A 22678-nucleotide genomic window follows, 5' to 3' on the forward strand; every position below is an offset into this window, starting at 1 on the left:
CCCCCCAGCCGGTACGGCGGGTGCGGTAATGTCGGGAATAATTTGCGCCGGGTCGCTGACCTGTACGGCATCGCTCTCGGCATTCTCTTTTTCAATCGCCGCTTCGGTGTCGTGATTCAACACCAGCAGGCTAATGCGGCGGTTGACTGCATCATTAGCACCACGGTTTTTCAGCTTCATGGTGTCGGCCATACCGACCACACGCAGCATTTTGCTGCCGTCCAGCCCACCGATCATCAGCTCACGGCGTGAGGCGTTGGCACGATCGGCCGACAACTCCCAGTTGCTGTAGCCGCGATCGCCATTGCCATACTGGATATCGTCGGTGTGGCCTGCCAGGCTAATTTTGTTCGGAATATCATTCAGCACTGGCGCAATGGTGCGCAGAATGTCGCGCATATAGGGCTCAACGTCTGCGCTGCCGGTTTTAAACATCGGACGGTTCTGGCTATCGATAATCTGAATGCGCAGCCCCTCTTCCACCATGTTGATAATCAGGTGCGGACGCAGCGCTTTCAGACGCGGATCGGCTTCAATCAGCTGATCGAGCTTTTCACGCAGGCGATTCAGGCGAATCTCCTCTAGCTTTTTCTTCTGCGCATCCATATCGACAATTTTCTTCACTTCGCCCTTCTGCTGCGTCGGATCGTCGCCGCCGCCCGGGATCGGACTTTCACTGTCGCTGCTGCGCTGACCGCCGGTTAACGCCACTTTGAGCGGCGTTTTGAAGTATTCGGCAATTTGTACTAACTCTTTCGGGCTGGAAATGGAGAGCAGCCACATCACCATAAAAAACGCCATCATCGCCGTCATAAAGTCGGCATAGGCAATCTTCCACGAACCGTGGCTGCCATGGTGACCTTTATGTTTGCGCTTTTTAACCAGCACAATGGGGCGATTGCCAGCTTTCATGAATTCTCATCCGAAGTTTGTTTCGCCGGGTTTTTGGCGTTACGCACGTGCTCTTCCAGCTCGGAGAACGACGGACGTTCAGCGGAATAGAGCGTTTTACGTCCAAACTCCACCGCGATTTGCGGCGCGTAGCCGTTCAGGCTGGAGAGCAATGTCACCTTTACGCACTGCATCATCTTGGTGGTTTCGGCACATTTCTGTCGCAGTACCGAGGCCAGCGGCGAAATAAAGCCGTAGGCCAGCAAAATCCCGAGGAAGGTACCGACCATGGCGTGGGCAACTAGCGCACCTAACTCTGCGGCCGGACGATCGGCCGACGCCAGTGCGTGCACCACGCCCATTACCGCGGCAACGATGCCGAAAGCCGGTAAGCCATCACCCACGGCCGATATACTTTGCGCTGGTACTTCGCACTCGTGCTCGTAGGTTTCAATCTCTTCGTCCATCAGGGCTTCAATTTCGAAGGCGTTCATATTTCCGCTGACCATTAAACGTAAATAGTCGGTAATAAAATCGACCAACTGTTTATCGGACAAAATACGCGGATAGTTAGCGAAAATTTCACTCTGACTTGGGTCTTCAATATCACGTTCTAATGACAGCATGCCTTGCTGACGGGATTTCGCCATCAGGCGATAGAGCAGCGCCATTAAATCCATGTATACAGCTTTGTTATATTTCGAGCCGCGCATTAACAATGGCAACGCTTTTAATGTCTTCTTGATCGATTTGCCATTATTGCCGACTAAAAAGGCACCGATACCGGCACCGCCGATAATGATCAGCTCCGCCGGCTGATATAGCGCGCCTAAATGTCCGCCGACCATCGCGTAGCCGCCCAACACGGAGCCGACGACCACGATATAACCCAGAATTATCAGCACAAAAAATCCTTACGTCCGTAACGTGTTGATGGAAGTTAAGCCAGAGAGCCGCAGGTGTTATTCGTTTATCGCAGGCAAAAAAAAAGCAGCGGTATTAACCGCTGCTGGATGTTTTCCACGATGCGAACAAACTTAAACGGCGCGTTTAACCTGTTCATCCAGCAGTTGTGGAAAGGTATCGGCAGAATCTGCAGAAAGTTTACGTCTTTTTACGGCACGTGATGGCGGCTGGCACAGGCTGCAAACAAAGCTGCCCACTGGCTGATGCGCGTGGTTAATAAAGCTGCCACCGCAGCACTTGCAGTCAGACAATTCCAGCATGCCACTTTCAACGAATCGCACCAGGGTCCATGCACGCGTTAGCGCCAACAGCGGGCCCTCGTCCGATTGCGGACACTGCTCAAGATACAAACGGTAAGCTTTGATCACCGCTTCAACGCCATTGCTCAACCCGGTTTTCAGCAGAAACTGCCAGGCGTTACAGAACATTGAGGAGTGAATATTTTGTTCCCAGGTCATGAACCAATCAGTGGAGAATGGCAGCATGCCTTTCGGTGGTGGTGCACCGCGCAACTCTTTATACAGTTTAATCAGGCGACCACGGCTCAGCTGGGTTTCACTTTCCAGCATTTGCAGTCGTGCGCCCAACGTAATCAGCTCCATTGCCAGCTGAATATCGCGCGCTTCCTGAACAATACTTTTTTCGGCCATTAAACAGCCCTCTTCTTCGCAGAGATGTCATCTTTCGACGCATTCCGCAGTAAGCGGCTGGATAATAAAATGCCGGTATGGATTTGCTGCAAGTCATCCACACGTGACTCTTGCGTCAGGCGATTAATATGGTTGTGGTCGGTAAAACGAAACTGGCAAACCAGTTGATTGGTTTCCGCTAATTTTACCATCTCCGGTAAGGTTAATTGCGACAATGCATCGGCCATCGATTCATCGATGCCTAAACGAAACATTGCTGAAGCTTTTTCCTGGTTAATTAAACGCTGAGCAAGAAGCAAATATGACAGATTGATGTCATATATATGTTTTAGTAATTCTGATGTACCCATTTTTTTCCATCCTGATAGACGCGACACATATACGGCCACAGAATTAAATTGTTCTATGGTTCGGGCTGCTGGTTGGTAAATCTAAAGATGGCAAAAAATAATCAGGCTTGAGCCAACGCGTACCTAACTGTTTCACTTCCCGTCAGGACACTGATCAGTAGTAATCAAAACTCCAGGCCATTCTTTGCTTGAGTTGTAACCATCTTCCGTGACGTCTGCTTACAGTTTTTAAGACTAATCCGAAAACAACGCAAATCTATATCGTCTGATTTCGACATACAACGTGAGTGGCGCGAAATTTTAGATAAAGTGTGATCTACGTCACACTTTTAAGGCAAATTTTTTTCGCAAACCTTCAGCATCGCTTTTCTGTTGTGCGTTTTTTGTACTAAATCGGATTATTTCGTTAATATTTTGCTGATTTGCGGCGGATTTTAGCCTCTGTGGCAGATTGCCATTACCACGCGATCAGTTATCTGTTCCGTTGCGATTATCGGGCTATAACGCGCTATATAATGAGACATAAGCAGCATAATACTCTGAATACAGCTGAAATTATTCGCTTCTAAATTAATCACTTACAGGGAATATTGCTGAGGAGGATTAAAGCGAGACGCTAGCGAAGCGTGAAGACTGGACGCAGAGCGCCTGGGAACTGTCAGTAGATTGTAGGGAGTGTTTAGCGCACGGCAGGGTATGTAACAGAGCGTTACATTAGAGAAATGAATGAATGGGCCATTTTACGGTTTGCTACGCGCTAACTATCGGCGTGCCACCGGGAATCTTTAGGGTCAGCGATAAAAAAAGCGTGATCTCTGGGTTGGGTGCGCGCTTTTTAACCAAAATGTGCGATTTTTACTGATGAGTCAGCCGATTAGCGCTTAACGAAATGAAATCGATTTCGTGAAGTTAGAGTGGTGCGTGAAAACGCTGTGCAACGCAGCGGGAGTGAAGTCGCGAAAGGTGGCGTTAGGTCAGGAAGTTAAGTGCGAGGTGGTCGCCATAAATGGCGACCCTACGGTAAGTTTGTAAGGTGCGCATTAATGCGCACCCTATTATTTAAGCTAATTTCGGAAAGGTAGCGACTTTATTTTCCGTACCGTGATCCTCGCTGCGTACCGGCAACGTATTTAAATCTTTCAGGAAGCTTTCACGCCAATGTGAAATATCCTGCTTGCGCAACACCGCCATCATGTCGTTATAACGCGAAATACGTTCCGTGCGCGGCATGGTTAAGGCGCGATCCAGCGCGGCAGCCACTTCATCCCGATCGTAGGGATTGACGATCAGCGCCGAGGTCAGTTCATTCGCGGCACCGGCAAAGCGCGACAGCACCAGTACGCCAGGATTATCCGGGTCCTGCGCCGCCACATACTCTTTCGCTACCAGGTTCATGCCATCGCGCAGTGGCGTAATCAGGCCAACGTTGGTGAGGCGGAAGATCTTCATTAACAGGCGGCGGTCAAAGTGCTGATTCAGATAGTAGAGCGGCGTCCAGCCCAGGGTGCCGTATTTGCCGTTAATGCGCCCCGCTTCCGTTTCCAGCTGATGACGGATGTCCTGATAGGCCTGCACATCGCCACGCGAGGTGGGTGCAATCTGCGAGTAGCGAATTTTGCCGCGATGCTGCGGGAAATTCTCCAGCAGGGCTTCAAAGGCGAGGAAACGCTCCGGCAAACCTTTCGAGTAATCCAGGCGCTCGCAGGCGATGATGTTCTGCAGATCGCCGAGGTCGCGCTTCATTGCGGCCATTTTCGGCGGCAGCGGCCCTTCTGCCATCTCTTTAATGGTGTCAGGCTCAATACCAATCGGATACACCTCGGTCATAAAGGTGTTGCCAAAGGCGCGATGCTTTTTCTCACCTTTATTCTGCAGCTGCGTCAGCTGGCTTAAGCTATCGAGGAAGGCCACGCGATCGGATTCTGTCTGGAAGCCCAGCAGATCATAGTCGCACAGCATCTCCAGCAGCTCCTGATGAGGCGGTAACGCATTGAAGATTTCTGGCGTCGGGAACGGAATATGCAGGAAGAAGCCGATACGGTTGTTGATGCCCAATTTGCGCAACTCGGCAGCAAACGGCAGCAGATGATAATCGTGGATCCACAATACATCATCGGGCTTCAGCAGCGGTTTAAGACGCTGGGCCAACAGCGTATTCACGCGGCAATAGCCATCCCACGCTTCGCGCTGGTACTGCACCAGATCGAGACGATAGTGGAAAGCGGGCCAAATCACGGTATTCGAAAACTGCAGATAATACTGATCGTAATCGTTTTGATTGAGCGGCAGCGAGGCGTAGGTAATTCCGTCTTTTTCCAGCTGAGTGAGCTCTTCATCCTCATCTTCACCCGAGAATTCGCTGATCTCTCCGTTCCAGCCAAACCATAATCCTCCGGTATCTCGCAGTGCATCCAAAATACCGACAGCAAGTCCGCCTGCGCTGGCCTTGCTACCATCGGGAATCGCGATACGGTTAGATACGACGACTAAACGACTCATAACCTAAACTCCTTACCAACATTGTCATGTTCTAGTTGTAATAATAGTTGTTCAAGCCAGTGCCATACGGCCTCAACGCTGTTCAGGCGATAGCGTGCATGGCTGGCACCTTCACCGACTTTGACAGAAATCCCCTGCATGGCGTTGACCGCCAGAAATCCTTTTTCGTCTGTCAGGTCGTCTCCCACAAATACCGGAATGCGTCCGGCAAAGGGTGCTTCCTGCATAAATTCACGCACGGCGGCCCCTTTATCAATGCCCTGCGGCTTCAGCTCCACCACGCACTTGCCGGGCTGCAGCGCCAGATCAGGGAAACGTGCGACGGCGTCTTCCGCCAGCTGCATGATGGCATTCTCATACTGCGGCGCATTGCGATAGTGCAGCGCAAACGCCATGCCTTTCACTTCCAGCAACGTGTTGGGCCACTGATCCAGCGTCTGCTGCAGTTCAATTTGCAGCGTTTGCGCAATATCGCCCGGCAGGCTGTGGCGATGCACGCGACCGGTGGCGTCGCGACGTTCAGCGCCATGCACGCCCGCCGCGGGCGCTTCAAGCGGCGCGACTAAGGCATCGAGTTGCACGATTGGACGGCCAGACACCAGTGCCAGTGCGCCGTGGCTAAGATTAGAAATTTGTTGCAGGAGCTGGCGTACCGAGGCGGGGATTGAAACCGACTCGGGCTGCGACTGAATCGCTGCCAACGTGCCGTCGACATCAAAAAAGAAGGCATAAAGTCCGCCGCTTAGCGACGGCAACGTGCTGTTCTGATTAACCGCGGGGGTCACGACTCTCCTCCTGTGTTGTAGGTTTTAAAATTACAGGATGTTCGGAGGCAGGCTGAATCATGGAAGCGGAAAAAACCGCAGAATTGTGTGCGAGGAGATTTTGACGATAACACGGAATTTCGATAGCAAACTCTCCACAAACAAACATGATTTAGACTCACATGGCAACCTGACAGCGAACATCGTCAGCTTTAAGTGTAGACGTAGATCACGATATTGCCAGATACGCGCGGCTTCGCTATAGGATAAGTGGCCGTTTTAGCCGCTATGCAGCAAAAAGATTGCCTCCGCGCTTTTTCATACGCTTCGCTTATTTTTCCTGCACCAGTGGCAGGCAAAAATCAGCCCAGGCTGCGCGAAATTTCCCAGATTAAGCCGACTTGCATCCGCCACGCGGATTAGCATATGGTGCGTTTACCGCGCGGCTACAGCGTGGAGATACGGCTCTTGAGAGCATAAATCAGCGCTTTTAGATCGCTTCAGGCAGGAATCCGCAAGATGGAAAACCGATCGACTTCACATTTTCATACTGTTGTGGTGGGTGAGCGTAGATGATCCCGCAGAGTTACAGCCAACGCGTGCACTTCTATTACTGCATTCTGATCGCGCTGAAAATCAACGCCAAAAACAAAAAGTCTGGCGGCGTGCGCGGTAAAAACAACTTTCTGCTCAAATGGCTGCGCAACGCGCAGAACAACACCATATTCCCGCCGGATATCACCAGCGAGATCGAGTGGCTGCGCGGCAAGATCATCAGTTCCGGGCCCGATACCGATCTCGAACCGATGCTGCAATATGTCTATGACACCGCTAAACGCGCCGAGAGCATGCGTTTAGGGTCGTGAGGGTTGCGCGCCGGTGCGCCGGCGTGCTCGCTGCGTAGTTCTACCTATTCTCCTGCGTATTCAACCGCATTTTTTCCCCTCAATGTGTTGCATATGATTCGTCACACGGAACAGCCACGTTCCCCCTTTCCACTGACGAAGAGAATGGATGCAAATGAAACTGAAAATGTTATGCGGTGCACTGCCTTTAATGATGATCGCAGGTGCAGCGGTTGCGGCAAATGCTGACGAAGGCTATTACGGATCAGCCAAATATCTGCAAAGCCAGATCAATGCCAAAGAGATGAACACCAGCGCCCGTCCTGGCGTAGGTCAGTTTGTCGCGGGTAATGAGACCGCGCACCAGGCTAACGCCGCCTTGGCACTCGGTTATCAATGGGGTAATGGCTGGCGCACCGAGGGCGAATACACCTTTGGTCAGGGCGCGGAGTTCACCAGCGGTTCATCCACTTTTGCCACCAGCTATAACCATCTGCAAACCAACGTGCAGCGCCTGATGTTCAACCTGTATCGCGATTATGAACTCGGCTACAACTTCTCGCTGTACGGTACCGCTGGCCTTGGCTTCAGCCGTATTCAGGCGGGCGGCTGGCAGGGCGTGGTTACGCGTGAGTATGCTTCCAGCACGCAAAATAACCTGACTTACAGCATTGGTGCGGGCGTCAGCTATGCGCCGATTGAGCGCGTTAGCGTTGATGTCGGTTATCGCTATGTGGATATGGGTAAAATTGAGAGCGGCTATAACAACTTCGTCAATGCCCGTGGCTTGAAAGATGAGCAGATGAAAGCGCATCTGATCGAGAACCAGTTCACGCTGGGCGTACGCTATCTCTTCTGATGAATGCATTGGCAGACTTCCCCGCATGATGGGGAAGTCTGCCTCCTCAATTCCAGCCAGCAGGAAACCACGCTTTACTTGAGGAAACGCAATATCTGTATGTCTGTTACCCCGTAGATCTAGGTACGGTTAAAACATCTTATCTTGATGAATTTAATCGAAAAAACTTAAATCTGGCATCTACGTGAAGGTAATTAACATGATTAACAGAATGATCCTCAACGAAACCGCCTACTTTGGTTCCGGCGCCATCCATTCTCTGGTCGATGAGATTAACAAACGCGGTTTCACCAAAGCATTAGTGGTGACGGACAAAGACCTGATCAAGTTTTCTGTCGCCACGCGCCTCACCGATCTGCTTACGCAGCACGACCTCAGTTTCGCCCTCTATGACGACGTTATTCCCAATCCTACGGTAGAGGTGGTGCATGCCGGCGTTGCGGCTTTTCGTCGTGCAGGCGCCGATTATCTGATCGCCGTCGGCGGGGGTTCCCCGCAGGATACTTGCAAAGCCATCGGCATGATGATTGCCAATCCCGAGTTTAGCGACGTGCGCATGCTGGAGGGCGGTGCCGCCACGCGCCGCCCCTCTGTACCGATTATTGCGGTGCCTACCACCGCGGGTACGGCTGCCGAAGTGACCATCAATTACGTCATCACCGATGAGGAGAAGAAGCGTAAGTTCGTCTGCTACGATCCGCATGATATTCCCGTTATCGCCATTATCGATCCTGACATGATGGCCAGCATGCCCGCCAACCTGAAAGCGGCGACCGGCGTTGATGCGCTCACCCACGCCATTGAAGGCTATATCACGCGCGGTGCATGGGAGATGACCGACATGTTCCACCTCAAAGCGATAGAGATTATTGGCCGGTCGCTGCGAGATTCGGTAATAGGTGTACCGGCTGGCGTGGCGGATATGGCGCTGGGTCAATATATCGCCGGCATGGGCTTCTCGAATGTCGGATTGGGCCTGGTGCACGGCATGGCGCATCCGCTAGGTGCCTTTTATGGCACCGCGCACGGCATCGCCAATGCCGTCTTGCTGCCACACATTATGGCTTTCAATGCTGAACACACCGGTGAGAAATACCGCGATATTGCGCATGCGCTGGGCGTTAGCGGCGCCTATACCTGTTCATTAACCGAGGCGCGCGCACTCGCCATTGAGGCGGTCAGCTCGCTGAACCGCGATATTGATATTCCGCTGCGGCTACGTGACATCGGCATGCAGGCGCAGGACGCGCCGGCATTAGCTGCCGCGGCTTATGCTGATGTGTGTACCGCCGGAAATCCGCGCGAGTGCAGCATTGAGACGATCACGTCACTTTATCGCCAATTATATTAATCAGGCATAAATCGGGTCGCCATCCATGGTGACCCGTCAAATATTGTATTAAAACAACGCCTCTCCCTTTATTTAATTTATGCCAGAAGTTCGCCTTGCGAAATATTATTCATTTTAACGGCAGATAATAAATTAAGCCCACCCGGTGCGCTTGCAGGAACGGCTGGTCGGAGTAGTATTAATTATGTGACACGCTGTAGATGAGTTAAAGGTCCATTACCCGCCTTCCCTCCTCCATTTCATATCGTCATTAATTTAAACATTCAAAATCCATTCTCTCTGTTGGTATTTTCCTTTTTTTGAGGTGAGCTATGTTTCGACACGTAAAACAGTTGCAATTTACCGTCCGCGTTAATCAACCCAATCCCGGCCTGGCCAATTTATTACTGGAACAGTTTGGCGGCCCACAGGGTGAACTGGCCGCAGCGATGCGTTATTTCACCCAGGGGTTAAGTGATGACGACGCGGGTCGTCGTGAGATGTTGATGGATATCGCTACCGAGGAGTTGAGCCATCTGGAAATTATCGGCTCGCTGGTTGGCATGTTAAATAAAGGTGCGAAAGGGGCGCTGGCAGAAGGCAGCGAAGAGCAAGGCGATCTCTATCGTTCCATTACCGGCGCGGGTAATGACAGCCATCTCACCTCGATTCTGTATGGCGGTGGTCCGGCACTGACCAACTCGGCTGGCGTGCCCTGGACCGCGGCCTATATCGACACCATCGGCGAAGTGACGGCGGATCTACGTTCAAACGTTGCCGCTGAAGCGCGCGCCAAAATTTTGTACGAGCGCCTTATCAACCTTACCGATGACGTTGGCGTTAAGGATGCGCTGGGATTCCTGATGACGCGTGAAGTGGCGCACCAGCTGTCGTTTGAAAAAGCGCTCTACTCCATCCGCAATAATTTCCCGCCGGGCAAACTGCCGCCGATCGAGAAGTATGCGCACACTTATTACAATATGTCTGAGGGCGACGATATTCGCGGCAGCTGGAACTCGGATGAAAACTTTGATTACGTTGCCGATCCGCAACCGGCCGTTGATGGTGGCGATGGACTCGCCAGCGTTACCTTGCCCGCGCAGCAGCAGAGCGATCTAGCCACGCTGGCGGCGCGCACCGCTTCACACCCCGACGTCAATCCGATTACCGGCGCGGAACCGGGCAGTAAACATCCGTTGACCAATCAGTAATGCGCCACGCTGGAACCTGTGGGTCGCCATAAATGGCGCCCCGCACCCTCTAAAAATAACGCATGGAAAATATTTCTGCCGCGTGCGCATATTCACGGCAGATTAATCCGGAAAGTGACTGCCAGCTTCAGTTACGCGGCTGAATATTGCAGGGATGTGCCATAGTTTACGTTGGTATAAATAAAAAAGGACCCACCCAATATGTTTGGTTTTTTAGCTTCTCTGTTCGGCAGCCCGGAGGCATTACTGCAAGTGATGACCCGTCAGGACATTCAGGAGTCGATTCAGGAAGGTGACAGAATTATTATTGACGAAGATGGTAACGCTTCGGTTAATCCATTGAGTCCTGAAGTACAGCGCGATTTTGCCCATCATGTCAGCACATTAAAGGATATTTAAATGGGCACGGCGATATTTATGGTGATGATGGTGTGTGGCTATTGGTATACCAGCCGCGACATGTCGAGTCGTTTAAAAATCAAACGCTCTTTTGGCTGGGATGTCTATTTTCTTATTGCCTTATATGGCTGTATTTTTGTGCTGCAAGGCGTGCTAACCACCGCCATCATCTGGTTAATTTTGCTTATTGCATCGGGTGTGAACAATGCGTTTGCGCTGACCTCCGCAGAGAACGTGCACTGGAACGTCGATTTCATGACCTGGAGTTTTTTAGGTATCCAGGCGCCGGTAGTGATGATGCTGGCCTTTGCCATTCTATTCTGCATGTATCGCTCCAACTGGGCAGTCAGCGCCCGGCTTAACGCTGGTGGCCGTAAGGAACTTTATCAGCGTCTTTCGCGCTCGAATGGCATTGAGCAGTTGTTACTGCAGTGCATGGAGGAAGGCGAATTAGCCTGGGTGACGCTGAAATCTAAGCGTATTTATATCGGTATGATCCATGCAGCGACATTTGAATATGCCAACACCGCCAATATCGTGCTGATTCCGATGTTGAGCGGCTACCGCGATGCACGCACGCTGAATTTGGCGATTGAGCATAATTACAGCCAGTGGTACCACAATCACAATATTGATTTCTCCTCCACGCCAAAAAGCGCCCTGGAGTTTCGTAAAGTGATTATGGTGCATCAGATTGAAAGTTTGTCGCTGTTTGATCCCGCCAGCGCCAGCGCATTAGCGATGGGTAAGCAAAGCGGGAATAAACGCAAATGGACTCGCAAGTCCGTGGCAAAAAGCGACTATCCCTAAATGAATTCGCTGTCATGCGATGACAGCGAGCATTAAACACTTACCCATCACCACGTCCAAAGATGCTGGCTTAATGCCTTGATGACTGTATGTTGCATTAGGCCAGCAATACGCCATAACACGATAAAATAATCAGGACACCTCTATGGACTTTAAAAAGTTCGAAGCCATTCTACATCTGTGGAAAGATCTGCACTTCACGGAAATAACGCTACAACAGCGTGATAATAAAAGCGAAATCTACGCCACTGGCACAAATAATCACACCCAGAGCCAGCTCTATATTTGCAGCGTTGCCGATGATATTTCCCCGCAGGCGCAACTTAAACAGCTGCGTACGTGGCTGCATAGAATTAATTTAGGCAGGTCGAAACGCATGCTGGTGAGTGCGGAAAAAGAGTAAACGGCTGGCGCTAAATATCGCCGACTCACCTTCACCTTTATCAATACCTATCGACACTTTTGCGCTTCGCTTATTTACAGCGGATAAAGCCGACCGCACGAAAAACATATCGTCAGATTATTCGCCATGTCACACTGTATATACATACAAGTATCGGAGGTGACGTGAGAGATGAAAGCCGTCCAACATCGGATCTGTATGCGCTAATTGGTATCGCGGTAGCGGAATTTATCAGGGAAGAGCGGGTATTTAAGGCGCACGATATTTCGTTGTCATTGCATGTCATGAAGTTGGGAACTAACGATGAGGAGTTCCGACATCTTTGCGATGCCGCGATGCGATTACTGGCAGATTTGATGCACTAACGTGCCCCCCAAATGAGCTGGGGGACACGATGAATTGTCAGGCGTCGTCTGGCGTATAGCCCACCACAATTTCCAGCGTTCTGCGCAGGATATCTGCCTCAGCACTTCCCTCTGCGGTTTCCAGCGCCATAATCAGGCAGAGAATAATGGCTTTATTACTGACGCGTCCTTCCGTTGCCAGCACGTGGCGGATAACCTTGTCCAATACGGCAGCTTCGTTTCTTAACGTGCTGTCTGCATTGCGAAAATGCTCTGCCAACTCGGTGTCAGGCAGCGCAGAATAGAGGTCGTGATTTTCCGGCATGATTCCAGTCCCGTACTGATAGCGATACATTCAAATTATCTTCACTAAACGCGAGCCACAATCGGTCAATGTTTGCGATTGCTGCCAGACTGTTCTTTATTGCCAAACAACTGCAGAACGTTGTCTCTTTCCGGCTGCTCTTCCCGCCGTTTCTTGCCAGCCGAAATACTGGTGCGCACATCGGTAATGGCGGCAATAATGGCCTCACGCCGATCGTTATCGCTACTCTGCTCTTTCATGCGCATGAGTTGGTCGATCAACGCCTGAGTATTAACGGGGCCCGCCTGCTGCAACAGCACCAATGCCGCTTCCCCGATAATCTCATCGATTAATTTCTGGTGTTCACTTCTATTCATAACGAATTATTCATAACGAATCTCTGAACGCCGCTTCGCCCCGGACCGGGAACAACGGCAGAATGGATGCGCTACCGGAGAAATGTAGCGCAGTACAGCCCGTCACAGGTCATGCATGAAGCAGTGCGTTATCAGAGTAAAGTCTTATAGTTGTACAACCTGGACGTTAAACCTACTCTCAGCTTTCGCGTTCGAATAACAAGCCGATCAGCTGATGATAGTGATGCTCTTCTTCCGCATTGGCGGCCAATTCGAGTCTGCGCAGCAGCTTGGTGCACAGTGATTTACGGTTGAGATTACGTCCTTCGCGTAAGATTTCAACCACGATCTGGCCCAGCGTTTCCTGCTGCGATGGCAGAGATGCTTTGCTGAAATAGTTGGCAATGGCCTCGACTGAACTCGGCGTGTATCCGTTCTGACGCATAATTGACCCCAATAAAGTAAAATGTTAGGTCACCCGACCTAAGGAAAGTTGTACAGGAAAATCTAAAGCTGTACAAAAAGCTTACTGAACTTATACGGTAGGATTTGTTGCAAAAAGTGCTAACTGGCGCGAATTAGGATAATTGGAAACCTTTTATTTCCAAATTCGTGAGCTCAGCGCCGAAAGGCATCGACGCATGAGCCACGTTTGATCAGCTATCGTCTGCATCCGCTGACGGCATTCTGACGCTACCTTCCTGACGACTCAGTCCGCGTAACGCTGAATGGGCGCGATTATCGCTGCCTGCTGGTTGGCGGTGCGTCAGCAACCACTGTTGAGCGCTGGCAATGCGCTGCTGTTGCTGGGCGTTTTTTGCTTTTTCAGCCATGCGTGCGAGTTCAGCGAGCAGTGAAGAGACGTTAACTTCCTCACGGCGCACCAGCAGCGCATAGGCCGCTTCGCCGATAATTTTTGGTTGTGAATCTGACATCCTCTACCTCCTGAGAATATGGGCTTACGCTTGGTTCTCAGTGTTAATTATAGATCATCGGCGGTTCGCCCTGGCACGCGCGGCCTGCAACGACCCCGGTGCATTATCGATAGATTGCTAACCAGGGTAAAGACCGGCCATGCCGCCGCGCGAAATTGTTAACAGAAATCGCTGGTTATCTTGGGTTTTTGTTACTAACACGCTATGGTGAGTGCCCTTCAGCTGCCTATGCGGCGGCCGATGCAGTGGTCAATAACCAGAATTCAGCAAGGATATCGGGCATGGAGTTCACCATACGCAAAGCGCAGGCAGAGGATGCAGAGCTGCTGCATCAGCTGGGCCGCATGACCTACAGCGCGCATTTTAAACATATGTGGGTTTCCGCAGAAGAACTGGATGCCTTTATCGATAAAGAGTATGGCCTGGCGGAGCTCAACAGCAGCCTCGCGGCCCCGAATGAGAGCTGGCTGATCGCCGAGACGGACAAGCCGATTGGTTTTGCCAAAGTCACCTGGAACACGCCGGTACCCGATTCAGGCATGAGCGGCGCGCTGCTGAATAAGCTGTATCTCAATCCCGAAGAGACCGGCAAAAACTACGGCAGATGGATGTTCGAGAGTATCATCAATGAGGCGCGGGATAAGCGTGAAGGCTATTTGTGGCTGGAAGTATTAGGCGATAACGTCCGCGCGCGTAAATTCTATGAAGCCTTCGGCATGCAGCACATCAAAGATATTCCGTTTATCACCGCCTCGCAGCAGAGCACGCTGCAGATTCTGGGGATGATGATTTAATGAAAAAAAGCAGAGCCTAAGCTCTGCTTTACCGTTTTACCAGGTCCAGCGCAAACCGGCACTGGCTCCCCACGGCGATTCAATTTTCTCACTCTTGCTGTAGCGTGCTTCGGTATAGAGATGGAGATTGCTTGCAACCTGCGCTGATATGCCCGCCCCAACTTCGATTCGCGTGCCAGAAAGATCGTTGTTAAAGCGATTATCGTTGATATAGACCAAATTGCTGTCACTGAACTCCTCAATAACTGAGGCGCGAACCCAAGGTTGCAGCGTTTTGCCATGCTCGGTCACGACGGTTTTACCTAGCAGACCATTGAGCGCAACTTGATGAGAAGTCGTTTTTCCGCTATGAGCCTGCATACCATTACTCAGCTTGTATTCTTCACCTTGCACCAGTAGCGACGCTATCTGGACTGAAGGCTCAATAAACCAGCCCTCCTTAAACGCCATCTTGCGTCCCAATTCCAGTGATAATCCCATTCCCGGTACGCTGTAACCGCCGGTGGCGCGGCGGCCATCCGACATTTGCACATCGGTGCTATTGGTGAAGTTGTTAGCCTTACCTACCACATCCGCGAACCAGCCATCATCGAATAGCCAGGTGCCATAACCGCCAATAAAGAAACTGTTCATTGAGCCGCTACTGCCGTTAGCAAATTTCAGTGCATTACGGCTGGTCCCTGAGAACACGCCGCTTAGCAGTTGGCCCTGATTTAGGGGATGAGCACTATCAACACCCACGGAAATACCTGTCTGGTGTTGCTTATACTCTCCACCGGCACGCTCATTAACATTGTACTGGCTGCCAAGCATACGCGCCCAGGCACCGCCACTCTGCTTGCCCTGACGCACATATCCCATCCTGCTGCGCAGTGTTGTGAGCTCGCTGTACCATGCTGTTGGGGTAGCGTTGAACATCGCGAGCGTTGTCAATGCGCCCGGTGTGGGTACCGGTGCCCCCCCCCCTGATCCGGGCGTCGGTCCAGGGCCCGGCGTTGGCCCTGGGCCCGGCGTGGGTCCTGGGCCCGGCGTGGGTCCCGGGCCCGGCGTGGGTCCCGGTGTGCCTGTCAGACGCTGTGCCAGGACCCAGTCATCACCCCGCTTCTGCAGTTCGTACTGCCAGGTTCCGACATCTACCACGCCGCCGGGCACGGCAAATGTCCCGCTACCTCCACCGGTGGTAACAACCGTCAAGGCATCATGGGTGGCGCCAGGATCGCGCCCGCTGTTGAGAATATTCAATTGATGCGATCCATTCGCCGTACCGCTTACCGTCAGTAAATCCCCTTTCAGTGCCGCTACATCAGTGTTCATCGTAAAGCTGCCGCTGCCCGAAAGCGTGCTCAATGAAAGTGTGCTGTAAGGTGCCATGCCACTGGCGAAGGTCTTAGGCGTGGCGAAATCGACATAGCCGTGATGGACAAAATCCCCTAAAGCAGAACTGCCTGTCATCATCCATCGACTAGTATTGTCGAGGCTCAAATGGGAGGCATCTCTGATGATGCCGGTGAGTGAGCTATTACGCGTCAACGCGATATCAACCTGATTGTCTTTGGCAGCATTCACATCACCGAAAAGGTGCACACGGTTATCAGCGCTGAGTTTCACGTCACCGTTGTAGCCAGGATCGGCCACATTCCCCACTTGATTATCCAGTAGTACGCCATTGCTACTGCGGATCTGTGTGCCATTGCGCAGTGTTAAGTCGAGTTGTGCTCCAGCGGTTTTAATCGCTGCGCCGGCCTCGCTGGTCATTAACACATTATCCAGCGTGACGCTGCTAGATCCGCCCCCTAACGCGCCGTTTACGTATAGCCCCGCCGCATCAACACCCTCGCTTCTTAGCAGGCTGTTACTGATTGCCAATGTGCCATTGCGCGCCCACAACGCATGGGCACTCTCCCCCGTGGTGATGACATCGAGCGCATTGCCATTAATGGTCGACCCGGGATACGCCACCAATCCGGCGGCACTGCGCCCTGCGGTTGTTATCGCTGCGCCCTCCAGGGTGATTTGTCCGCCGCGAGCAGCATATACGCCCAAGCCACTAGTGCCGGTGGTGTTAATCTGCAAACGGCGCCCATCCACTTCAGCTTCGCTATACAAACCGTAGCCTCCGCTGCCTGCGGTGTGCAATGCGCTGTCGGCTAGCAACGCGTTGCCATATTGCGCGTTAAAGGCATGCGCACCATCGCCCAGCGTGGTGAAGGTCGCGGCTGCCACATCAGCATCGGAGGTGGCGCTGGCGATCCATAACGCATCGGCGCGCGCATCCTGAGTCGTGAAACTGCCGCCGCGAATCGTGGCATGGGAATCATTATTGACGTTAACCGCCAAACCACTATTGGTATTCACCGTCGTGTTGTTCAGCGTCACATCGCCCGACAGCATATACACGCCATCGCCCTGCTGCGTGGTGAGATTACTGTCATTGAGCGTTAACGTGCCACGCGTGCCGCCGGTGTTGTACACGGAGATGCCACGATTACCGCCCGTGGCTGACACGTTAACGTTATTGCCATTCAGGGTGCCATTACCGAGCATAATGCCGGCTTCCGTGCCAGCACCGCGCAGGAAAATATTGACGTTATCCAGTTGTGCGCTGGCACTTCCAGCCACGGCATGTGCCAGAGAGATACCGCGACTGCCTGCACCGGTTGCCATAATGGTGGTGTTAGCGGCAGTTAACGTGCCGGTCGTGACCGTTATTCCATTGCTGTCCACGCCATCCGCAGCAATATCCATTTGTTCCAGCACACTGCTGCCACCGCCGCTAAGTGAAACCCCCGCGCTGTTGTTGCCCGATACCGTAATATTGCCGCCGCGCGCGTTTAGCGTTCCGCCATCAATGTTCACGCCATGAGCCTGCGTGCCGTTGGTGGTAAGCGCGGCATTGGTCAAGCGCAGCGTGCCTTCAGCCAGCGCCTGCGCGGCATGCAACACGTCGCCCGTGGCGCGAAAATTCAGGGCATCGACAGTGGTTTGCAGTACGCTGCCACGCCCGGAAACATAGAGCGGATAATCCCCCGCCGTGGTGCTGGTATAACTGCTGTCCACATCAAGCGAACTGCCATCGCTCACTTTCCAGCGTGACTCAGCAAGAGCCTCGGGTACTGCACCCGCCGTGAGCGCCAACAGGCAACTGCGTGACAGTGCTGACAAGTTAAATGGGGTCATATTCTTACTCCTTGAATCATGGCAAAGGGCATGCACCACGGGGCATGCAAACTTTCGCGCAACAGTTCCATTTAAAGCGTGGTTAAAGGTAAATCACTTCGAGTGTGGTTAAGCCATTCAGGACAATCGGTTTGGTGGTATCCAACTCAGAAGGCTTGTTGATAAAAGCCACCAGATGGAGTGAGGCATTGAAATTTTCTAGTGCTGAAGGCGTCACCGTCGGTGAACCATTATCCATCCACGACCAGATGCGCGGTGACGCGCCGCCCCCGTAGAGCAGCGCATTAAGTCCGACTGTCCAGGTGGCGCCATTTTGCATAATGCTGGTGGCGGTCACGCCATCCACCATTGGACTCGTCATGTTTAGTGCATAGCCGCCAATACGACGCGTGCCGTCCAAACCTAATCCCACAGAGGTTAAACCGCGCAAGCCAAATATTTGCACTTCCGGGGGTGCTGGCGCGCCATTTTCGCCGTCGTTTTCCCCGACCAGCGTATCGGTGCGTCCGTTGATGGCTTTCAGTGCAATGCGGGTTGGGGAATCGCACGCGATGGAAAAATCTAGCGTGTGGCCGGACAAAATGGTGTACCCATCCGCCGAATTCAGATCCGCAGCTTTAATCGTGCCGTAGTTAACGATACCGCCGCCGACAACGCTGGGGGTACACGCCACGGGAACAAGGCGGCCGGTCACATTAACATCAACACTGTTTGCCACTGCCGGCGCAGCAATGGACGTCAGCGCTAACGCTGTGCAGGCGATTTTGGTCAGGCTATTCATCTTTATCTTCTTCCTTGGGTAACGATAACAAGCCTGCACGGAGCAGGCTTTAAACATCAGTGCAGCAGCTCCAGACTGAGTGAAGATTGGCTGGATTCACGCGCCGTGACGCGTGCGCTGGCTTCCGGTAATACCGGTTCAATTTCCAGATAAGCGGTAAACTTTTTGCCGCGTGCCAGGGTGCCGTGCGCCATCGCGCCAATGCTGTTGCCTGGCTGCAATTTCAAGATGGATTCGTTGTGCACATCAACCAGTTCTCCAGAGACCAATCGCGCTACGCCCACTGCCTGCCCATCCAAATCGGCACTGAGCAGGCGCACCGTCATACTGCCCTGGCGGCCATAGCGTAAATCGCCGTTAGCGGCACGTTCCCCATTGAGTTTCAGTCGCATGGTTTGGCTATAAGGGCAAATGACGTTCAGCGTCAGGCGGCGTTTGCCCGGCGTGACGCTGTTGATGCCTGCGGCATCCTGCATCTGCCAGCGCGATTGTGTGCCGTAATCGATCACCGGCGCACCGAGGCTCAACGTACAGCGGCTGTCCACCGGCAAAATGGAGGGAATAGCGTGGCTGATATCCGGGCTGTGCAGCGATGCACGCGCCTGGGTGGCTAACGCGAAGCCGGTTAGCACAATTAAACTGCTGATTAATAATTTCATATTTTCTTCCGTTAACCGCAGACGGCGCTGGCGGTTTCGTATAACCCGCTGGTATCGGCTTTTTCTGGCAGTTGTAGTCTGAATGAGCAGAGCGTTTTGCCGGAGGACTGAACGTCCAGTTTGCCGACGTTACTGGCATCCGGAATAAACACCGCGCCCTTGCTGCCCACCACGGTAATAAAGTTGCCGATGGCATCAAACACGCTGCTGCCTTGCAGCAACGGTTTGCCCAGCGCGTCTTTCACATCCACCAGCACACGTCGGGTGCGTACCACATCGAAATTGACGTAGCTCACTGCGCCGCGCGCACTTTCGGTCTCCTGCAACGCATTGGCGATATCGATGTTTTTGCCCAGGCTGCGCGTATCGAGCTGAATCTGCGATTTACGATAGCCATTGAGTGAGGGCAATACCGCGTAGCCGCGTGAGTCGGTCCAGGTTGGCCCGGCTGGCGTCTCAAGACGCACGCCCGCTTCATCCCCCACTTTGGCGATGCCGAAGGTGTCATTGACGCGATATGACGACAGCGTAATGCCCTTGTCATGAGCCACCACTGCGCCCGTGGCGCGTGCTGACCAACTGGTGTAGCCATCCGATGAATGACTGACGCCGCCGCTTAACTGGCTAACCGGTGTCACCAGGTCGAGGTTGCCGCTATTCGAGCCGCGTTTATTTTTGAAATCGCGCTCGCTGGCGAGGCTATAACCGCGATCCTGGCTGCTGCGATCGCTATAGCGAATACCGCCTCGTGTACTGCTACTGCTGTTGTTTACGTAGCTACTGACGCTGCGACTACCAAAAGGCAAGCTGAGGGTGGCGTAGAGGCGATTATCCGCCGCGCGATCCCGGTTGCCGGTGTCATGTTCGAGGCTCACGCCAAAATAGGCGTGACCAAACTGTCGGCTCCAGCCGGCGCGCAGGTAATGGGTGAGATCGCCATCAAAGGTCGCGCTTTGCGCCGCCGAAAGTGACAGGTTCCCCAGGCTTTCGTTGGCCCAACTCACGCCCACGCCCAGCTGTTGACGACTGCGGCCTGAAATATCCTGATCGCGCGCTTGCAGGCTGTCGCTGAGTTCGCGGTAGCCGCGGGTTTGCTGCGCGGCATTAACGCTCAGCGACACGCGTTCGGTGACTTTACGGCTGGCAACGCCATTCAGCGATACGCCGTTATTGCCGCGCCGCGCGTCCTGCGCTGCGGTCACTTGCAGTGACAAGGTGGTGGCATCTAACGGTTGCGTATCTAAACCGAGCGCCGCAGCGCGATACGGCACCGCCGCCATCACCCCCGCATTCAGCGTAACGTGTGGACTCAGGACCCAGCCGCTGGCAACCGTACCAATCAATGGCGATTCACTGCTGCCCTGCTGATCCATTTTACCCGCGCCAAATGACAGGCCCGGCGCTACCGCGCTGCCGTTGACCAGAAAGGCCGAGGCCGGCACGGTAAACTGGCGCTTATCACCGCTGCTGCCGGTGAGCGTGACTTCAAGATCGGATCGGCTGTTGAGCAGGGACAAGCCCTGCAAACGAAACGGCCCGGCGGGTACCGTGGTGCTGTAGACCAGCACGCCCGATTGACGCACTTCCACCACCGATTGCGTGTCCGCAATGCCTTCCACTAAACCCGCACCGCCGCGATTACGCTGCAGCGCTGTTTCTGGAAATAACTGGAAACCCAGCACCTGTCCTGCGCCAAACATCGAGTTAGCTAAGCTCACCTGGCCGGCTTGCAGCACTTTCTGGCTGTCAATAAAGCTACGCTGCGCATACGCCGCCTGATGCTGAACCTCGTCTTTGCCATTGAAGCGCGAGAAGTTCTGTCGGCTGCGCACAATCCAGTCGCTGAGGTTGAAGCCCGCTTCACTGCCGATCTGCACAAAGTTAACGCTGGAGGCCGCGCCGGTTGAGGTCATGTACTGCGCGTCATAGTTGAGCATCCCGGCGAAGCCACCGCGATCCCAGTTGCCGCTTATCGCACCGGACTCAGCCACCGCTTCGGGTGGCACTACAATGTCGATGCGCGCCTCGCCGGGCTCCAGCGCAATGTTGCTGCGCGGCCATGCCTGCTGCAAATCGAAGCAGTCTGCTTGGTCGGAGAATCCACGCGGTGTCACCAACCCCGCCGCTTTGAGGAAATCAGCATCCGCGCACAGCTGGCCGTTCTCGTTAAAGCGGGCATTAAACTTGCCGCGCCCGTTGCCGTTAACGGTGAGCACGACCGTGGTTTGCCCCGGCATAAAGCGCGGTGCCTGGCGGAAAAAGTCCGCCACTTTCGGGTCGATACCGCGCGCCTGCATGGCGGAGATATCAAACTGTACCTCATCGCTGCGGCTGCTGGATGGCGCAGATGGCGCGGCATCGCTGGTCAGCGAGTTGGCATCATCCAGAGGATTCTCCTCTGCAACCACGTCCAGAGATTCTGGCGGCACGTTGGGGTCGCCTGCGCGTGCCTGTAACACCTGCAGATCAAACTCCGCGTCCTCATCACGTTCGGTTTTCGTCTCGGCTTTCGCCTCGGGCATGATGGCAAGCGCGGCCAGTAGCGCCAGCGAAAGCGTGGAGCGATTCATACTTTTCATACGCACAGCCCGGCCCTGCCTGTTAGTGGGTTACCGCGGCGTCGTAGCTTTCGACGGTGAAGCCCCAGGTGGTGGCGGGCGCGATACGCACCTGCTGGGCGCTGCCGGCGGTTTTGTTATCGACGGGATTAATCGTTAACGTTTGGTTCGGCAGAATGTAAGACTGCGGCAGCATCCAGCTGACATTATCGGGCAGGGTTTTCACCCCTTGTCCAAGACGCACCACGTAGGGCGACGGGTTGGAGACGGTGAGGTTATTGCCGCTCTGCTTCCACGTTAGATGCTTCCACGGCGCGGCATCGGCGGCGAGGCCTGCGGGGCGAATCAGCACCGGCAGATTCTGGCGTACCGTCATGCGCACTTCGTTTTTGTCTTTCTGCTGCGGCGGCACACCTTCGAAGGTGACGCGCTTCAGGCGCTCCACTTTCAGCGGCGTGGGATCGGTGAGGATAAAGCGCACGCGCTGAGATTTGCCTGGCTCTACGCGCGCGGCAGGCGGCGTGATGCTGAGCAGGGTTTCATTGTCATCATCGATATTGATGATGTTGGTGAGCAGCAACACCGGGAAGCTATCGGTGTTTTTTACGTTAATCGCGCCTTCGCCATCCGACTGCTCGACGATAACCACCGAGGTCTCTGGCACCATGCCGGAAGCGAATGTCAGGCCAGAAACAAGCAACAGGCTGGCCGCCCCATTTTTCATCATTGAGGTGAATTTCATTTTATTTGTCCGTTTACACATTAAAGGCCGGTTGCATTAAGGTGAGTCCGG

24 protein-coding genes are annotated in these 22678 nt (G+C 53.4%); 9 read left to right on the forward strand and 15 right to left on the reverse strand.

The features are described 5' to 3' along the window. From motB to otsB, 6 genes are all read right to left on the reverse strand, one after another. A partial coding sequence (motB, locus tag PMI17_RS17635) for a flagellar motor protein MotB (RefSeq protein ID WP_007891046.1) occupies positions 1-912 on the reverse strand: 912 nt, incomplete at its 3' end. Continuing rightward, positions 909-1796, reverse strand: coding sequence for a flagellar motor stator protein MotA (gene motA, locus PMI17_RS17640; RefSeq protein ID WP_007891047.1), 888 nt, complete (start codon positions 1794-1796; stop codon positions 909-911). The genes motB and motA, both read right to left, overlap by 4 nt. 132 nt (positions 1797-1928) lie before the next feature. Further along, on the reverse strand, positions 1929-2507 hold the full coding sequence (flhC, locus tag PMI17_RS17645; RefSeq protein ID WP_007891050.1) for a flagellar transcriptional regulator FlhC: 579 nt from the start codon (positions 2505-2507) through the stop codon (positions 1929-1931). After that, complete coding sequence (gene flhD / locus PMI17_RS17650) at positions 2507-2857, reverse strand: flagellar transcriptional regulator FlhD (RefSeq protein WP_007891053.1); 351 nt, start codon at positions 2855-2857, stop codon at positions 2507-2509. Before flhD ends, flhC begins: the two co-directional genes overlap by 1 nt. A 1059-nt stretch (positions 2858-3916) precedes the next feature. Continuing rightward, positions 3917-5356 (reverse strand): alpha,alpha-trehalose-phosphate synthase, encoded by a 1440-nt coding sequence (otsA, locus tag PMI17_RS17655; RefSeq protein ID WP_007891056.1) that lies wholly within the window; start codon positions 5354-5356, stop codon positions 3917-3919. Then, on the reverse strand, positions 5353-6141 hold the full coding sequence (otsB, locus tag PMI17_RS17660; RefSeq protein ID WP_007891060.1) for a trehalose-phosphatase: 789 nt from the start codon (positions 6139-6141) through the stop codon (positions 5353-5355). Before otsB ends, otsA begins: the two co-directional genes overlap by 4 nt. Before the next feature lie 551 nt (positions 6142-6692). Here otsB and PMI17_RS17665 point away from each other — a divergent pair. The 8 genes from PMI17_RS17665 (at position 6693) to PMI17_RS25405 (ending at position 12342) form a co-directional block, all read left to right on the forward strand. Beyond that, positions 6693-6986 (forward strand): hypothetical protein, encoded by a 294-nt coding sequence (locus PMI17_RS17665; RefSeq protein WP_007891064.1) that lies wholly within the window; start codon positions 6693-6695, stop codon positions 6984-6986. 154 nt (positions 6987-7140) lie between these two features. Then, positions 7141-7824 carry an outer membrane protein gene (locus PMI17_RS17670; RefSeq protein ID WP_036621691.1) on the forward strand — a complete coding sequence of 228 codons (684 nt, stop codon included), beginning with the start codon at positions 7141-7143 and terminating at the stop codon, positions 7822-7824. Between the two features lie 199 nt (positions 7825-8023). Beyond that, positions 8024-9175, forward strand: coding sequence for a lactaldehyde reductase (gene fucO / locus PMI17_RS17675; protein ID WP_007891068.1), 1152 nt, complete (start codon positions 8024-8026; stop codon positions 9173-9175). A gap of 311 nt (positions 9176-9486) precedes the next feature. Next, positions 9487-10365 carry a manganese catalase family protein gene (locus PMI17_RS17680; protein ID WP_007891070.1) on the forward strand — a complete coding sequence of 293 codons (879 nt, stop codon included), beginning with the start codon at positions 9487-9489 and terminating at the stop codon, positions 10363-10365. 201 nt (positions 10366-10566) lie between these two features. Next, a complete protein-coding gene (locus PMI17_RS17685; protein WP_007891073.1) occupies positions 10567-10764 on the forward strand; it encodes a hypothetical protein in 198 nt (65 codons plus the stop codon). After that, positions 10765-11574, forward strand: a complete 810-nt coding sequence (locus PMI17_RS17690; protein WP_007891075.1) for a hypothetical protein — start codon at positions 10765-10767, stop codon at positions 11572-11574. A 145-nt stretch (positions 11575-11719) separates the two neighbouring features. Next, positions 11720-11977, forward strand: coding sequence for a hypothetical protein (locus tag PMI17_RS17695; RefSeq protein ID WP_007891077.1), 258 nt, complete (start codon positions 11720-11722; stop codon positions 11975-11977). A 164-nt stretch (positions 11978-12141) separates the two neighbouring features. After that, positions 12142-12342: a hypothetical protein gene (locus PMI17_RS25405; RefSeq protein WP_007891079.1), complete on the forward strand. Its 201-nt coding sequence runs from the start codon at positions 12142-12144 to the stop codon at positions 12340-12342. Positions 12343-12379: 37 nt separating this feature from the next. On the opposite strand, the gene PMI17_RS17700 is transcribed toward PMI17_RS25405, so the two are convergent. From PMI17_RS17700 to PMI17_RS17715, 4 genes are all read right to left on the reverse strand, one after another. Then, positions 12380-12646 carry a biofilm development regulator YmgB/AriR family protein gene (locus PMI17_RS17700; RefSeq protein ID WP_007891082.1) on the reverse strand — a complete coding sequence of 89 codons (267 nt, stop codon included), beginning with the start codon at positions 12644-12646 and terminating at the stop codon, positions 12380-12382. 65 nt (positions 12647-12711) lie between these two features. Further along, positions 12712-13002 (reverse strand): hypothetical protein, encoded by a 291-nt coding sequence (locus tag PMI17_RS17705; RefSeq protein ID WP_007891085.1) that lies wholly within the window; start codon positions 13000-13002, stop codon positions 12712-12714. A 178-nt stretch (positions 13003-13180) separates the two neighbouring features. After that, the gene (gene ycgZ, locus PMI17_RS17710) at positions 13181-13426 is read right to left on the reverse strand and encodes a regulatory protein YcgZ (RefSeq protein ID WP_007891089.1); all 246 of its coding nucleotides are present in this window, start codon (positions 13424-13426) and stop codon (positions 13181-13183) included. Between the two features lie 211 nt (positions 13427-13637). Continuing rightward, positions 13638-13916 carry a hypothetical protein gene (locus PMI17_RS17715; RefSeq protein WP_007891093.1) on the reverse strand — a complete coding sequence of 93 codons (279 nt, stop codon included), beginning with the start codon at positions 13914-13916 and terminating at the stop codon, positions 13638-13640. Between the two features lie 281 nt (positions 13917-14197). Here PMI17_RS17715 and PMI17_RS17720 point away from each other — a divergent pair, with 281 nt between their 5' ends. After that, positions 14198-14710, forward strand: coding sequence for a GNAT family N-acetyltransferase (locus tag PMI17_RS17720; RefSeq protein ID WP_007891095.1), 513 nt, complete (start codon positions 14198-14200; stop codon positions 14708-14710). Between the two features lie 36 nt (positions 14711-14746). Here PMI17_RS17720 and PMI17_RS17725 read toward each other — a convergent pair whose 3' ends face one another. From PMI17_RS17725 to PMI17_RS17745, 5 genes are all read right to left on the reverse strand, one after another. Continuing rightward, positions 14747-17887 (reverse strand): autotransporter outer membrane beta-barrel domain-containing protein, encoded by a 3141-nt coding sequence (locus PMI17_RS17725; protein WP_007891096.1) that lies wholly within the window; start codon positions 17885-17887, stop codon positions 14747-14749. Positions 17888-17969: 82 nt separating this feature from the next. Continuing rightward, the gene (locus tag PMI17_RS17730; protein WP_007891098.1) at positions 17970-18668 is read right to left on the reverse strand and encodes a DUF1120 domain-containing protein; all 699 of its coding nucleotides are present in this window, start codon (positions 18666-18668) and stop codon (positions 17970-17972) included. Positions 18669-18724: 56 nt separating this feature from the next. Further along, entirely contained in the window at positions 18725-19327 is a 603-nt protein-coding gene (locus tag PMI17_RS17735; protein WP_007891100.1) for a hypothetical protein, read from the reverse strand. An 11-nt stretch (positions 19328-19338) separates the two neighbouring features. After that, positions 19339-21906: a fimbria/pilus outer membrane usher protein gene (locus tag PMI17_RS17740; protein WP_007891102.1), complete on the reverse strand. Its 2568-nt coding sequence runs from the start codon at positions 21904-21906 to the stop codon at positions 19339-19341. Positions 21907-21928: 22 nt separating this feature from the next. Continuing rightward, the gene (locus PMI17_RS17745; RefSeq protein WP_007891105.1) at positions 21929-22627 is read right to left on the reverse strand and encodes a fimbria/pilus chaperone family protein; all 699 of its coding nucleotides are present in this window, start codon (positions 22625-22627) and stop codon (positions 21929-21931) included. Positions 22628-22678: the final 51 nt, after the last annotated feature.

It is taken from the genome of Pantoea sp. GM01 (assembly GCF_000282675.1).
Taxonomy (GTDB): Bacteria; Pseudomonadota; Gammaproteobacteria; order Enterobacterales; family Enterobacteriaceae; genus Pantoea; species Pantoea nemavictus.

Coding starts and splice junctions, on each gene's coding strand:
- flhC (WP_007891050.1), bottom strand. CDS start 2,507: ATGGCCGAAAAAAGTATTGTTCAGGAAGCGCGCGATATTCAGCTGGCA.
- flhD (WP_007891053.1), bottom strand. CDS start 2,857: ATGGGTACATCAGAATTACTAAAACATATATATGACATCAATCTGTCA.
- otsA (WP_007891056.1), bottom strand. CDS start 5,356: ATGAGTCGTTTAGTCGTCGTATCTAACCGTATCGCGATTCCCGATGGT.
- PMI17_RS17665 (WP_007891064.1), top strand. CDS start 6,693: ATGATCCCGCAGAGTTACAGCCAACGCGTGCACTTCTATTACTGCATT.
- PMI17_RS17670 (WP_036621691.1), top strand. CDS start 7,141: ATGAAACTGAAAATGTTATGCGGTGCACTGCCTTTAATGATGATCGCA.
- fucO (WP_007891068.1), top strand. CDS start 8,024: ATGATTAACAGAATGATCCTCAACGAAACCGCCTACTTTGGTTCCGGC.
- PMI17_RS17680 (WP_007891070.1), top strand. CDS start 9,487: ATGTTTCGACACGTAAAACAGTTGCAATTTACCGTCCGCGTTAATCAA.
- PMI17_RS17685 (WP_007891073.1), top strand. CDS start 10,567: ATGTTTGGTTTTTTAGCTTCTCTGTTCGGCAGCCCGGAGGCATTACTG.
- PMI17_RS17690 (WP_007891075.1), top strand. CDS start 10,765: ATGGGCACGGCGATATTTATGGTGATGATGGTGTGTGGCTATTGGTAT.
- PMI17_RS17695 (WP_007891077.1), top strand. CDS start 11,720: ATGGACTTTAAAAAGTTCGAAGCCATTCTACATCTGTGGAAAGATCTG.
- PMI17_RS17700 (WP_007891082.1), bottom strand. CDS start 12,646: ATGCCGGAAAATCACGACCTCTATTCTGCGCTGCCTGACACCGAGTTG.
- PMI17_RS17705 (WP_007891085.1), bottom strand. CDS start 13,002: ATGAATAGAAGTGAACACCAGAAATTAATCGATGAGATTATCGGGGAA.
- ycgZ (WP_007891089.1), bottom strand. CDS start 13,426: ATGCGTCAGAACGGATACACGCCGAGTTCAGTCGAGGCCATTGCCAAC.
- PMI17_RS17715 (WP_007891093.1), bottom strand. CDS start 13,916: ATGTCAGATTCACAACCAAAAATTATCGGCGAAGCGGCCTATGCGCTG.
- PMI17_RS17720 (WP_007891095.1), top strand. CDS start 14,198: ATGGAGTTCACCATACGCAAAGCGCAGGCAGAGGATGCAGAGCTGCTG.
- PMI17_RS17725 (WP_007891096.1), bottom strand. CDS start 17,887: ATGACCCCATTTAACTTGTCAGCACTGTCACGCAGTTGCCTGTTGGCG.
- PMI17_RS17730 (WP_007891098.1), bottom strand. CDS start 18,668: ATGAATAGCCTGACCAAAATCGCCTGCACAGCGTTAGCGCTGACGTCC.
- PMI17_RS17735 (WP_007891100.1), bottom strand. CDS start 19,327: ATGAAATTATTAATCAGCAGTTTAATTGTGCTAACCGGCTTCGCGTTA.
- PMI17_RS17740 (WP_007891102.1), bottom strand. CDS start 21,906: ATGAAAAGTATGAATCGCTCCACGCTTTCGCTGGCGCTACTGGCCGCG.
- PMI17_RS17745 (WP_007891105.1), bottom strand. CDS start 22,627: ATGAAATTCACCTCAATGATGAAAAATGGGGCGGCCAGCCTGTTGCTT.